Consider the following 12,904-nt stretch of genomic DNA (forward strand, 5'->3'; position numbering starts at 1 on the left):
CTGCGCGTGCCTACCCCGGCCGACCGTGGACCGGGCCAGCCCTGGCGGCCGGGCACTCCGCCGCCGGCACCAATCCCCGCAGGCACGCCGAGCGCGGACATCCGCGTCGGCTATGCGAGGTGCTCGCACCTGACCCAGGAACTCCAGTCGCAGCTGGATGCACTGGCCGCGCATGGCATCCCGCGCGACAAGATCTTCGCCGAGAAGATCTCCACCCGCGTGCGGGTCCGCCCGAAGTTCGAAGCTGCCCTCGACGCCGCCCGGCAGATCAAGGCCCACGCCCCGCACTGCCGGGTCATCTTCACCGTCTACGAGATGAAACGCCTTGGCCGGGATTCCGCCGAGCTGACCGCGCTGGCCGACCACCTCACCGCGCACGGCATCGCCCTGGAGATGCTCGCCGGGCCCCTGACCGGCGTCTACGATCCGACCGGCACCGGCCGGGTGCTGTTCGCGTTCTTCGCCGCGATGGCCGAGACCGAACGCGAGAACATCCGCGAGGCCACCCTCGAAGGCTTGAATGCCGCGGCCCGCAAGGGAAACCACGGCGGACGCCCACCGGTCATCACCGAGGACATGCTGCACACCGTGCTGCGCCGCCGCGCGAACGGCGAGTCCGTGGAGGACATCCGCCCGGACCTGATCATCCCCACCGGCAAGCGCAAAGGCCGCAACCCCAGCCTGGCCAGCATCTACCGGGCGCTCACCGAGCACGAGAAACGCCAGGCCTACCCCGAAGCCGTTGACCAGGCCCACGCCGACTTCGCCGCGCTCCAGCCGAGCACCAGACGCGACTGAACGGCCGGTTACCGCTGGCCAGCCATATCCGCCCGATTCTCGGCGAGTACTACGGCGACCCCAGTACGGCGACCCGGCCGCCGTCCACACCGTGTCCGAGGTCAGCGTCTGATTCGTGATCACCGTCACCGCAGCCCTCGCCGCCGGCAACGCACCGGCAATACCAACAAGGCCTGCCGGACCAACAGCCAAGGCCAGCAGAACACACAACCACAGCTTCAACCCGGAAACAGGACGGACTTCCCCGGTCATCACAATCCCCTGCCCAGGACGCAGACCTGACTGACGACACTCTTCCCTGCGGGGCCAAGACCTTCATGGTAGAGCCGAGACCGGGCCAGACGAGCTGCGGTCATTGCTTGGAAGAAGGCAGGCTCGCGCCGGCATCGCACAGTACGCATTCCGCATTGAACTTTCTACGAAACAGATCACTGGGCGATCCAATATCGCGAAAGCCCGATCCCCCGACGAGTGATACGCCCGACCCTAAAGCGGCCCCTCCGAAACAGCAACGGTTTAATCAAATCCTTGGCAAAACTGAGATCCGGCGGATTACCAGACCACCCGACCGGCCACACCCGCCTTCGTGCCGATCTTCGCCGACGGCACGACCAGAAACCGGACCAGGCGCCAAATAGCGCTGCAAAAACCTTGCCAAATAGCTCTGAAAAGCACAGTCTCTCGGCGGGACTGCGTTTGTGCTGGTGAGGGGCGGGTCTGCCCGGAGGAGGACCGGCTTACGGGACGGCTTGTGCGGGCGGGTATGCGAGAAATGTTTCGCTGTGTTTCGTGGGGTGGTGGGCGCGCGCGGGTGCCCGGAAGAGTACCTCGGCCATTTCCGGCATCTTCTCAATTACCGTGGCCGAGGAAAACAGGTAGCTGACACTCAGTCCGGACCTAGATTTGAGGCATAAAGTTCTTACGAGAGGTAGTTTCCTCGGATGCAACCCTCAGTGGCAGTTGCGCCAGTACTCGGACCCACGGTGGCCCGGGCACAGGCATGGGCGCATGTTTCTCCAAGGGGTCGGCTCGGGAAACGGGGCCGTGGGAAAGGTGCCGGTGGGGATGCGTCCGCTGAGACCGAAGCGCTTCCAGTCGTCGCCCTGCTGGTGCAGGAAACAACCGCGATCTGTACCTTTGGACCCAGGAGCGCTTCATGGATGACAACCGCAAAGCCTTTACCGTTCCATTCCCGGAAGCCAGGAAAGTCAGAGCCGCCAACACCCTATCGGCCGTGTTCTTTGTCCTGCTCTGGATCCCGTTGGGGGTCTCCTTGTTCGGACCAGCAGAAATTCCGAAAGCGCCCTTCTTAACCGTCATGGCCGTCGCTCTTGCGCTCCAGCTCGCGTTTTCCATCTACGGGACGCGGAAGCAGAAAGAGCTCACTTCCGTCATCAATCACCGATTCGCGGAAGAGTTCACGGCACACACTGCGGATCAGTACCCCGAGGACGTGGACATATTGACCGTCAAACGGTCCGTGGCCGTCCGAAGAGATGACGGATCGGTCTCGCTCTGGGGCGTAAAACGATCGAAGGATGCCTTCACCGTTTTTCCTATGACCTGAAACGAACGGCAGCAGGGCCAAACCCCAAGGACGCAAGATCTATCCAACGAGAGGAGCTCAATGTTTGGTCTAGGACCAATGCCCCCGAGGCAAAAGCTTTTCATGACAGTTGGGATCTCGCTGCTCATTCTGGGGACAGCGACCCAACTGATCCTTCATCTGGCTTCCGGGGGAAGTGACTGACCATACTACGCAGTAGGCGTGGTCGCCACTGTCACAATGCTTGTAATGGTTCGCCGGACTCCCGCCAAAGGAGATGGACATTGAAAACCCTAGGAATCATCGTCGCTGCGGTCGCCGGGCTAACCTTTGCGGGACTTGGGATGTATCTGCTCATTGACAGGGTCAGAACGGGAGAACTGTTCCGACAAAAGAAGCTGCTTCCTATCGCAATGGGTGCGGGGCTTATCGCTATTGTCGGGGCACTGATCATCTCTGCTAATTAGCGAGAACTGGATAAGAATGACAAGAGGATAGCGCCTGTAGGCTATCGCCTTCGCACGCGGCTGCTCGTGCCGCACTCCAGAAGGAGTGCGCGGTCCCAGGTACCAGATCGCCAGTTTCCGGCCCGGTCTGGGTTCCTAATCTGTGCTGCGCCGTCGGAAATTTCGTCGTCTTGAAGGCAACTGCCACGAAGCCTAGACTCGCTTTACTCCACGACAGACTGAGGCTGCGAACGAAGGAGACGAGCGCCAACAATGATCAAGCGTCCGCGCCACAGCCGTGTGCTAGCCGAGCCCGTTAGTCCGACATTCTTAGTCGATCTTCGTATGAGTATTGATTCCGCCGTGGCCCGGAATAGGACCGTCGTCGCCGCGGCTCATTCCTACGAGGGCTGGGAATCCGGCCGCGAAACCGTCAACGGATGGCGCACCCAGATTGCCCTGGTGGCGGAGCCGGAAAGGGTGATTGAGGTTTGGTACGACAACCTCGACCATGACGTGTGCGTATCAGGCGACGTGGAGTATCAGGAATGGACCTGGCCCCCGGGTGACGAGACAGCCCAACGCGCTTGCTTGGAGGAAATTGATCAGCTTGTAGAAAGCTTCGCGCGCGGGCGGCTTCCACGGCGCGAGTAAATGTTCTGTGCGCCCTTTTGGGCGTATTGCCATCATTGTTCCTACTCTTGGCGGCTACCCAAGGATGATTTTCCGCCCGGTCAGGGTTGCAATCCTCCGGACCGCCTACTCGTGGCCACCTTGGAGGGTTGGTGCTGGCGAGGCTGTTTTTCCGCCCGCTCAGGGTTCGGCTGACGGCCGGCCTGCGACGTAAGTCGCTGTGAATCCAAGCTGCCTTGTTGCCCCCGCACGTAGGATCCTTTTCATGCATGTAGCAACGTCGGACGAACGCGACAGCCAATGGGAACGACACCGGAGCACTTTTCGCGTGTACTTTTTTGCGGGGCCTGGTCCAGGCTATTCGGTCAGCACCTTCGACATAGCGGATGCAACATTCTCAGAAACCAAGGCTTGGGCGAATAATGAGGCAGGCGACAGCATGTATTCCATTGCCCTGGTTTCTTCCGATGAAGATGGTCGGCGCGGACTCATTTGGCTGATCGGCCACGACCTCAATGACGTCCCGTAAGAGGTTGCATTCCTTGCGGGACGCGCATTCTCGGCTGCTTTGAGCCCAAGGCCTTGACCGGCCAGTTTTCGGACCAGTGAGGGTTCCTGATTGGACGAAGGAAGCGTCCAGGTATGTCCGCCTGGCTTACGGACCGGCTTGAGCGGCCGCCGGCCGAGCAATGTCTACTGGCGAGAGTCGCTGCATCCAACGTCCTTGTCATTTCGGCGGCGGACCCACCCGATTCTAGGAATCACTCTCTCGTTTAGGTGGTCTACGCCTACTTATCAGCTGCTCGCGGTATTCATCAGTATCTCGCGCTGTCTCATTGCCCTTTATGTAAGACCAAGCCGAAATAACCGACAAAAGAACGGAGCAAACGACGACTGCGATAGCTTCAGTGGGACCAAACAAATACCCAACCGCTATGCCGGCCACTATCACCGCTGCTATCCCTGGCCAGATAATTCTTCGAGACATGGTCATTCCTTCCGGCGGGGAGCTAAATACAACTCTGCGCCGAGGTCCTCACGAGTACAACCTCTTGCCGGCTCCTTCACGCTGCCAGCGAAGCCCGCAGAGGGTTGCAATCCTTCGAGCGGCTCGTTCTGGGCCGGCTTGAGCCCCAACGAGCTGGACTGCTGATTTTCGGCCCGGTCAGGGTTCCTTGCCACTTCTTGATTCATTACTCCCGCGATGTTTCTGAAGAAGCCGATAAGATCGCGGCAAGACGCACCACACAAATGTCTGCTCGACCGTGCTGCAACCAGAGGTACGCCGAATGAGGGAGATCACCTGTGAAGAACTGGCCCACAGCCGCCAGAATTTTGTTCTGGTTTGCGTTGTCCATTCTCGGCTTCTTCGTCCTGCGACTCTTACTGCCGGAATCGGCACTTTTCCTCGCCGCGATCCCTGGCGCCCTATTCGTGGGATACATGGCGAATCTAGGAGTCCAGCAAGTCAGGAACCCGCCCGTCCGGAAAACAGACCGCCGGAAGCCGGAGGACTAACCGAGTCGAGGTTTTAACGCGGCAAGGACGCCCGCTAGGGGTTTCATTGCCATGGACCGCTCGTTTTTGGGCACTTCGGGCGAGATGTGCGAGGCGGCCCAATTTTCGGCCTGCTCAAGGAGGTTTGGGTCTACAAGCGAGCCGATGCGGGACCGCACAGAGGCAGTGCCGAGCATCTGAGCTAGGTCATTGGCTGTTACTTCGGCGCCTTCTGTGAATCCAAAGGTTTCGGGCAACCTCGAAGAGCACGAAAACGGTCACAATCGTTCCCACCATTACAGCAAAATTTGGATGGCCCGGAGGGAACATAAAGGACATGACCAGTACCGTCACGCCGATGGTGACTATCAGGCCCAAGATAGATCCGAAAATTTCTCGTTTTGTCATTTAGCCCTCCGGAGCCGGACAACTGGCGGCCTCGTGCACTGTTGTACGGAGCATATTCTCATTCGTCCCTATTTGAAACGGGAGTATCGCTTCTCGCCGCAAAGGGTTCGGCTCAAGATTTTCCGGGGGCCTCATGTCCTCGCGCCGATCGAACGCTTCTCACGTGCAAGGAGCCCTGGGGCTAGTAGCCGCCGCCAGTGCCGTCGCTAGGGCTCGCGTTGCGATAGGTCCCGCCGTTCCGGTAGACCCTGCCACGCTGGGATTGGAACGTCCCCCTGTGGGCGGGCGGCTTCTCTTTCGCCCTCCTGTTTTGGCGGACGCTTCTCCAGACGACGCAAACGGCAAGTGCAATCGGCACCGCCAGGATGCCAGCCAAGGCAATCAAGGTGTCCAAATGGATCGATCCCCGCGTTCTTTCGATTTCGGCTGACTGAGTGGGGGGTCGGACTCCCGACCCCCCACGCCCTGGTCAATGGTGACTGCTGGAGTGCTTTCGTTCGTAGTCTGCCACCGCACGCCTGTTTAAGCTGCTAGGCCTTCGCCGTGGCCTGAAACGGAGGGCGAGAACCCCTGCGGTGCCAATGGCAAGCGCACCGCCGCACACTTGGAGAGCGTGGATCGAAGTCCGCGTTTTGATCACGTGCTCTGGGTTCACAGCCTGCCGAGCGCCCGGTGAAGGTAGCATTCCTTCGGACCCGCCCCTTAAGACGACTTTCTGATCTTCAGTGTCAGAGAGTCGATTTTCCGCCCGGTCAGGGTTCCTCTAACCCGACGTCCCTATCGCAGGAAATGGACACTCTCTCTGCGGCGCTCCCAGAGGCGTGGGAAGCAACGCGATGGGAAAGTCAGACGGCTGGCGCGTGTGGGGTGCGGTTCCTTCGGACGACAACCGCGAGCAGTGCTACCAACGACATGGCGCTGACGGTATAGAGAACCTTGCCCCAGGGCGCGTAATCTCCGCCCGATATTGCAAAGGTGTCAGCGAGCCCCATCCCGGCGGCAAAGGACGCCATCCAATGTGACGGAGCCGCTAACACGAGCAGCAATAGGTTGAGGGCGGCAGCGGTTTTTCCCGAGATGGAATGCTTCAGGGCAGCAATCAGAATTGCTGCCGCTAGGAATGTTCCAATGGCGGCCCATATAAGAACCGTCGGCGCGGCAAGTGATTCATTCGCCTGGTCCATAGCTGTGCGGATTTCAGCCAGCGTGGCGCCTGGGACGGCAGCCAGGGGGTTCCACACTAGAACCTGTAACGCGCCGGCAACTGCGTAGCCCACCACGAGCAGGCATCCGGCTACTCCTGTCCATGTAGCCGAGCGCTGCCTGTCGATTCCCCAATGCCCCATACTCCCAGCCTAGCGTCGGTCGGCTCATGCCGGATCTGAGGAATTGGGATGCAGCCGTTTTGGTTGCCCGTTGAGGTTAGCTTTGCTGTGGGCGCCAAATTCCTGGCAATATTTGGTCCCACGCTTCGGATCGATACTTTTCGGCCCGGTAAAGGTTGCAATCCTTTGAACCCGCTCATTCCTGGCACTTCGGCTTCTCGGTCTCGGAGAGCCGATTTTCGGCCCGGTGAAGGTTGCGCAACAGGGACTGCACCGACGCTTGCTCTCGATTCCACTAGCGCTCACGCCTTCTTCAAGCGGACGCACTAGTAGTAGTAAACGCGTTCCCTTAGCCGGCCGGCGGGACAATACGTTCGGGATGTTTGGGGTCCTTGCCACGCTCCCGCCAGTACTCGTCTCGTTGCCACAACGAAAACCGAGTCACTTTGATACCCATCACAACGGCGGCAGCACCACTCAGGATGAGCTTCGTCCAAAGCCACGGCTCGGTCTCAAATGGTAAAAAGTTCACCACGGTCATGACCAACAAGCAGGCCCACATCCACCAAAGGACGCGATGGAATCTGCGCTTCACCTCAGGACTTGCGCCGTCACGAGGCCAGCCGCTTATTTTGGATGATTGAGACGGCATAAATGAACTGAACCACGAACTGTAAGAGTCCGCTAGAGTGGCCGATACCTACGCCCGGTAAAGGTTGCAATCGTAGGGACTGCTCTTTCCTGGCCATCCTTGGTCAGACGTCCTGAACAACCATTTTTCGGCCCGTTCAAGGTTCGGTTGCTGGAATGGTCCCTAACGAGTCCTCGTGGAGAAATTAGCGCCGCCGGCCAGAACAAGCAGCATCCCTAAGAAGCTCAAACCGAGCAGGGCCTTCCTTTGAGCGCCGATCGGCTCCCCCTCTCGCCGCAGGTGAGTCAAGCTGTACTGTGCGGTCGGCACACCAAAATTACTCCGGCGATAAGCGCTCTGGCAGGCCGCGTGGCCTCATCCTACGGGCGGCATCATAACTTCCCGATGAAGGCAGGCTGGACGGTATCCTCCTAGTCATGGGCTACTACGTCAGAGCGTTTTGCACCCAGGGCCAACCTCCGCCGCTGCGGCCGGTCCTCGACTTTTCAGCGGAGCGCGGCCTCCGTCTAGCCCTCGATCCAGAGGTCAGCAGGCCAGCCCTTGACGACGACAACTGGGAGCAGGTTGGCATCGTCTACAAGGACAACAAGGCGCCGATTCTGCTCGAAGTCAGTCGCGACGACGGGGACGATGAGTCCCTCATGCGTGAAGAGATCAGGGAGTTCATCGAGTTCCTCGAGGACGCGCCGAACAAAAAGAATCGAAGACGTGTAGAGAAGATGCTGCGGAATACGCGGTTCATCGTCGCGGCACAGCTGTTAACCTCCGACATCGATGAGGATGGCTATGCGGCCTTGGGGCATGTCCTTACCTACTTCGTCGACAACAACGGGGCAATGATCCAGGCCGATGGCGAGGGCTTCTACGAGGGCGATAAAATCATCGTCGAACTCGATTAGCTTCATTGTCCAGGCACCTTGCCCGAGCGAAACCAAGAGATAGACCGCAACGATTCGCTTTGAGCTGGGCTGAGACCGAGGAAGGAGCACTGTTGACATGGCTCCCAAAGAAGACCATAAATGAGCGTGCGCAGAAGTTTTTACATCAGCCTGCAAACGATAAACACCACATTGTTCATCGGCGGCACTTTCCTGTTCATCACGTGGTCCGTTGAGCTCGCCGCAAGGCTAGCTGATTACGAGGCTAGGGGCCTCCATGCCGACAATGACGTGATCAGGGGACCCGCTCTCATCATCATGACCGGACTGATGGCCGCCTTGTTTTCCGCCTGCGCTTTTCTCCTGTTGAGGATTGGACACTGGTGGGCATGTTGGATTGACGTTGCCATTTGGATCTTGGCCTGGTTTCCGACGGCGATCAATCTGAACGCTTCTATTCGCGGATTCGGATACGAGCTGGCCAGCATGATCTGTGCGATCGGGATCCTTCTCGCCGCCGCTACATTCTTCCTCATGCCTTGGGAAAATAAGCTTCCAACAAATAGTGGAAATGTCTCATAGGACCCTTATTGTCTCCGCACTTGTAAGGAAAGGCACGACGCCGTTACCAACCCCCGCGCGTCGGCGTATGTCCTTTTCGGGCATCGTCGGGCATTGCCATTTCGGCGCGAAGGCCCAGGAGCCGGATCGGACGGCCCGCTTCGATTCCGGCTGCGAGGTCCACGGCCCGCGCGATGATTTCGTTCCGGTCGAATGTCTCGGGAATCTTCCTCGCGTGGGTCTTGGTGAAGAACGGCGCGTACCGGACCTTGAGGGTCAGACCAACCACGGGCCGTCCTTCGGCCACAACATCCTCAAGGACACGCGCTGTCAGCTCCCTCACGGCGTCGTCCACCTGGGCGGGCTCGGTCAGGTCGCGCTGGAACGTGGTCTCCCGGCTATGCCCGCGGGCGACCCACGGGGTGTCGTCCACAACGCTGGCGCCGTCCCCGCGTCCGAGCTCCGCGTACCAAGGACCCATCCTGGGGCCGAACTCCGGGACGAGGTCCTGGGGGTCGGTCGCGGCGAGCTCGGCGACCGTGTTGATGCCGAGTTTGGCGAGCCGGCCCGACACTTTGGTTCCGACGCCCCACAGCTCCCTGGTGGGCCGGCTGCCCATGACGTCGAGCCAGTTCCCGGCAGTGAGACGGAAGACGCCGGCCGGCTTGCCGAAACCGGTGGCGACCTTGGCTCGCACCAGGGTGTCGCCGATGCCAACACTGCAATGCAGCTGCGTTCGCTCAAACACAGCGGCCTGCACCTGACGGGCGTAGGCTTCCGGATTTTCCGTCTCAATGCCTACAAAGGCTTCATCCCAGCCCAGCACCTGCACTGTGGCGCCGGGCTGCGCGCGCAGCGTAGCCATCACCGTCTCAGACGCCGCGAGGTAAGCCTCCTGATCGACGGGAAGGATCACCGCGTCGGGCACTTTCCGGGCCGCGATGCGCAAAGGCATTCCGGAACCCACGCCGAAGGCCCTGGCTTCGTAGGATGCGGTCGACACCACAGCTCGCTCCGTGGGGTCGCCCCGACCGCCGACAATGATCGGCCTGCCCGCAAGCTCCGGCCGCCGGAGCACTTCGACCGCCGCGATGAACTGGTCGAGATCGACATGCAGCACCCACCGGATTCCGCTCACGCCACCAGTCTGCCCTAAACATCCCTCGCAAGCATCGGTTCCCCACCGAGCTTGCCATCGGACGCCCGCGCAGCACGCCGTCACGTTATCGTTGGTCCCAACACATCTGACCAGGAGGCGCGCATGCCGTACATCGTTGACTTCAAGGACGTTTCTACGGTCGGCCTGGAATCGTCTCCTGTCGCGGAGGCACTTGCCGGGTTGCGCGCCAACGAGGCCCGCTACTACCGGAACAAGTATGACCACGTCTTCACCGTGAGCCCCGCAAGCGAAGTCCCCGAGGTGGTCGAGCGGGTGAGCCGCATCCTCAGGGATGAGCGAGATATCGTCATCGGCTCCCGCCCGCTCGAAGCGACAGCCTTCGAAGTGGACGGACTGCAGATGGCTTATGTGTTCTACGAGTCTGGGCTGGCGATCAACGTCATGTACAGCATCGACGACGGCGGGAAGCGAGCCGTCGGGTTCAAACTCTCCGACGGCATGGAAATTCCGGAGGAGCTGGCGCCACGCTTCAAGTTCGCCCGGCAGAAATCGAAGCTGGCAGGCGTTATCCGCGGTTCCTACTTCGTGATCAAGGGCGAGTACTGACAGAGGTCAAACGCGGCGAAGGAGGCTAGCGGCAGCGACCTGTTCGGAAACGTAGAACACGAACGGCGGGATGTCACCGGTCGTGGCCAGGACGGCGCCTGAGCCAACTGCGGCGAGGCCGAGGGCAGTGGCTTCCTTCCCCCTGTGCGGCAGGCCCGCCAAGTCACCGGAGAGTGAGCCCAGCGCCAGCACGTGCAGCCACGAGTAGGCAAGGAACGGCCACGCCGGAAGACGCCGCGCGGCGAAGCGCTCAAGATCCGACGCGCGCAAGGCCAGCTGGGACACGAATAACGGCGCCCCTGCGGCGAGCGCAACGGCGGCGGTGGCCGCAAACACCTTCGCCCTTCCCGGCGGCAGGGAAATGGCCACCCGGGCGAAAGCGGCCGGCACAGCCGCGGTGCCTGCCGCGGCAATGTGCTGCCCGACAACCCATGACCGCCTCCCCCTGCGGAGCATTTCGAGCCGGCGAACGGGGTCCGGCTCGAGGTAGACGCGCGACACCGGGCTGATACCGACAAGCCAGACGGCTGCCGCGGCGAGGGCACCCGTCGCAGGCCGCCGGACGCCTTCCAAAGACGCATCGGACATTCCATGCTCCTTCCGCCAGTCCCCTTCAGGCCAAGAATGGGGCATGGAGCTATGAAGGACAAGGGTTAGGAGAAAGTCAGGGCCTGCGAAGGAACTCCCGCACTGTCTCGACGTACTCCGTGGTCCGCGTTGCCATCACCCCGTGGCCCGTGCCCGCGAAAAGGCGGACCTCAGCTTCAGGGTAGAGGGCGCGGAGCGCCGCACGCGCCTGCGGGGAAAACGCTTCGTCATGCTCCGATTCGATCAGCAGCACGGGAACGGGGGCGGCGGGCACCTCCGGTGCACTTACGGGCGGCAGATGTGTGAAGTCGTTCATCTCCCTCAGCGCAGAGAGCAGATCCTCTTTGCCCAGCCGGCTGAGGATGTCCGACAGCAGCGTATTCCAGAACTTCCCATCATCCTGCGATTCCGGCACAAACCAGCGGCGCCAATTCCAGCCGGTCAGCGAGCGCACGGCGTTTTCCGGAAGGACGGCAAGGAAGCGGATGAGGAGCGGGAGCACCGGCAGCGGGGCCGCGGCCGGGCCCCCGGTGTTCGCCAGCACGAGGCGCCGCACGCGTTCAGGGTGCCGCCGGGCGAACACCTGGGCCACAAAACCACCGAACGAGGATCCCAGTACATCCGCCTGCTCGACTCCCTCCGCATCGAGGATGGCAAGCAGACCGTCCGCGAGCCCGTCGATGCCGGCGCCGGCGGGGTAAGCAGGTGCAAGAACGCGAAAGTCCCGTTCCAGTGCGTCGATCAGTAGCAGGTACATATCCGGCAGCCTTGTCCCTCCGGAGGGAAGAAGCAGCACCTGCTCCCCCGAACCGCCGACGACGTAGCGCCAGCGCACACCGTCGACGTCGAGCGTGCGGTACCGGTGGCCGGCACGGAAAGCAGCGAGTTTGGCGTCCAGGGTCGCGGCGGGAACCTGCTCTTCACCGCCGCGTTTAAGCAAGGTGCGGCGCGGCGGGACGGCACGGCTTACGTTTTCCTCCCTGGGACGCGGACGGCCTTCGAGGAAGCGGCGGACGACGACGTCGTACTCGGCCGGGTGGGTGACCGCCGCCCAGTGGCCGCCTTGTCCAAAAACGTATGCACGTGCCCCTGGATAGGCGGCCAGCAAGGCTTCGCGTTCCCGCGACGAGAAGCCGCGGTCGTCGGAAGCAGCAATCAGCAGCACGTCCTCCGGACGCTCGAACGTGGACGCGGCGGCGTAACGGTCCGGATGAGCCGCCAGATCCACAAGCACGGCCAGTCGTGCCATGGCCGATTCCTTGGTGTGCGCTCCGAAGAGGTCCTCCGTATAGGCGCTGAGGAAAGCACGCTCGTCGTCGTCCGCCCCCGCGAGAAGGCGTGCGACCCTGGGACGGTAGAAAGCGGCCAGGGCGGCCTTGGGCAACACCGAGAACAAACGGAGAAAGGCACCCACCAGCCGAGCGTGTGCACGGGTGTAGAGACCGAACCCGGAAAGGACGAGCTTGTCCACCCGCTGCGAATAACGGCGGGCAAAGGCGTGCGCGACTCCGGCGCCGAGCGAGTGGCCAAAAATGTTCGCGGAGTGGACGCCCTCGGCGTCGAGAATGGCGGCAACCCCGGCCAGGAGTTCGGCCATTGTCCGCACCGCGGGATAAGAGGGTGAGATTACTCGGAAGCCGGGTTCGAAAGCCGTGATGGTGCGGAACGCGGAATCGCCGAAGGAGAAGCCGCCGCCCAGGACGAGAAGTGCCGGCCGCTCACCCTCCGCTGAATGTCCCGCTACGTACTGCCATTCGACGCCGCCCACGGTCAGCGAACGGTACGGGTGCGTGGCACGGAACGCCCGAAGCTCGGCATAGCCGTCCATGGATCCTCCCGCCGGATG

The 12,904-nt window shown here is 61.5% G+C and carries 12 protein-coding genes; 8 read left to right on the forward strand and 4 right to left on the reverse strand.

Features of this window, described 5'->3' with window-relative positions:
- Positions 1 to 6: 6 nt before the first annotated feature.
- The 5 genes from RW112_RS07010 (at position 7) to RW112_RS07030 (ending at position 3,952) form a co-directional block, all read left to right on the forward strand.
- Positions 7 to 798, forward strand: a complete 792-nt coding sequence (locus RW112_RS07010; protein WP_317781063.1) for a recombinase family protein — start codon at positions 7 to 9, stop codon at positions 796 to 798.
- A gap of 1,156 nt (positions 799 to 1,954) precedes the next feature.
- Positions 1,955 to 2,365 carry a hypothetical protein gene (locus RW112_RS07015; protein ID WP_317781064.1) on the forward strand — a complete coding sequence of 137 codons (411 nt, stop codon included), beginning with the start codon at positions 1,955 to 1,957 and terminating at the stop codon, positions 2,363 to 2,365.
- 263 nt (positions 2,366 to 2,628) lie between these two features.
- Positions 2,629 to 2,811, forward strand: coding sequence for a hypothetical protein (locus tag RW112_RS07020; RefSeq protein WP_317781065.1), 183 nt, complete (start codon positions 2,629 to 2,631; stop codon positions 2,809 to 2,811).
- A gap of 252 nt (positions 2,812 to 3,063) precedes the next feature.
- Positions 3,064 to 3,444 carry a hypothetical protein gene (locus RW112_RS07025; RefSeq protein WP_317781066.1) on the forward strand — a complete coding sequence of 127 codons (381 nt, stop codon included), beginning with the start codon at positions 3,064 to 3,066 and terminating at the stop codon, positions 3,442 to 3,444.
- 244 nt (positions 3,445 to 3,688) lie between these two features.
- A complete protein-coding gene (locus tag RW112_RS07030; protein WP_317781067.1) occupies positions 3,689 to 3,952 on the forward strand; it encodes a hypothetical protein in 264 nt (87 codons plus the stop codon).
- A gap of 2,221 nt (positions 3,953 to 6,173) precedes the next feature.
- Here RW112_RS07030 and RW112_RS07035 read toward each other — a convergent pair.
- A complete protein-coding gene (locus RW112_RS07035; protein ID WP_317781068.1) occupies positions 6,174 to 6,608 on the reverse strand; it encodes a hypothetical protein in 435 nt (144 codons plus the stop codon).
- Positions 6,609 to 7,721: 1,113 nt separating this feature from the next.
- Here RW112_RS07035 and RW112_RS07040 point away from each other — a divergent pair.
- Positions 7,722 to 8,204 carry a hypothetical protein gene (locus tag RW112_RS07040; protein WP_317781069.1) on the forward strand — a complete coding sequence of 161 codons (483 nt, stop codon included), beginning with the start codon at positions 7,722 to 7,724 and terminating at the stop codon, positions 8,202 to 8,204.
- 120 nt (positions 8,205 to 8,324) lie between these two features.
- Entirely contained in the window at positions 8,325 to 8,765 is a 441-nt protein-coding gene (locus RW112_RS07045; RefSeq protein ID WP_317781070.1) for a hypothetical protein, read from the forward strand.
- A 43-nt stretch (positions 8,766 to 8,808) separates the two neighbouring features.
- Here the strand turns inward: RW112_RS07045 and RW112_RS07050 are convergent, their stop codons facing one another.
- Complete coding sequence (locus RW112_RS07050) at positions 8,809 to 9,864, reverse strand: DNA polymerase IV (RefSeq protein WP_317781576.1); 1,056 nt, start codon at positions 9,862 to 9,864, stop codon at positions 8,809 to 8,811.
- Positions 9,865 to 10,005: 141 nt separating this feature from the next.
- On the opposite strand from RW112_RS07050, the gene RW112_RS07055 reads away from it, so the two are divergent.
- A complete protein-coding gene (locus RW112_RS07055; protein ID WP_317781071.1) occupies positions 10,006 to 10,470 on the forward strand; it encodes a phage tail protein in 465 nt (154 codons plus the stop codon).
- 6 nt (positions 10,471 to 10,476) lie between these two features.
- Here the strand turns inward: RW112_RS07055 and RW112_RS07060 are convergent, their stop codons facing one another.
- Both RW112_RS07060 and RW112_RS07065 read right to left on the reverse strand, forming a co-directional pair.
- Entirely contained in the window at positions 10,477 to 11,058 is a 582-nt protein-coding gene (locus RW112_RS07060; RefSeq protein WP_317781072.1) for a hypothetical protein, read from the reverse strand.
- Between the two features lie 76 nt (positions 11,059 to 11,134).
- Positions 11,135 to 12,886 (reverse strand): alpha/beta hydrolase, encoded by a 1,752-nt coding sequence (locus tag RW112_RS07065; RefSeq protein WP_317781073.1) that lies wholly within the window; start codon positions 12,884 to 12,886, stop codon positions 11,135 to 11,137.
- Positions 12,887 to 12,904 lie beyond the last annotated feature (18 nt).

Source organism: Arthrobacter sp. B10-11 (assembly GCF_033142195.1).
Taxonomy (GTDB): domain Bacteria; phylum Actinomycetota; class Actinomycetes; order Actinomycetales; family Micrococcaceae; genus Arthrobacter; species Arthrobacter oryzae_C.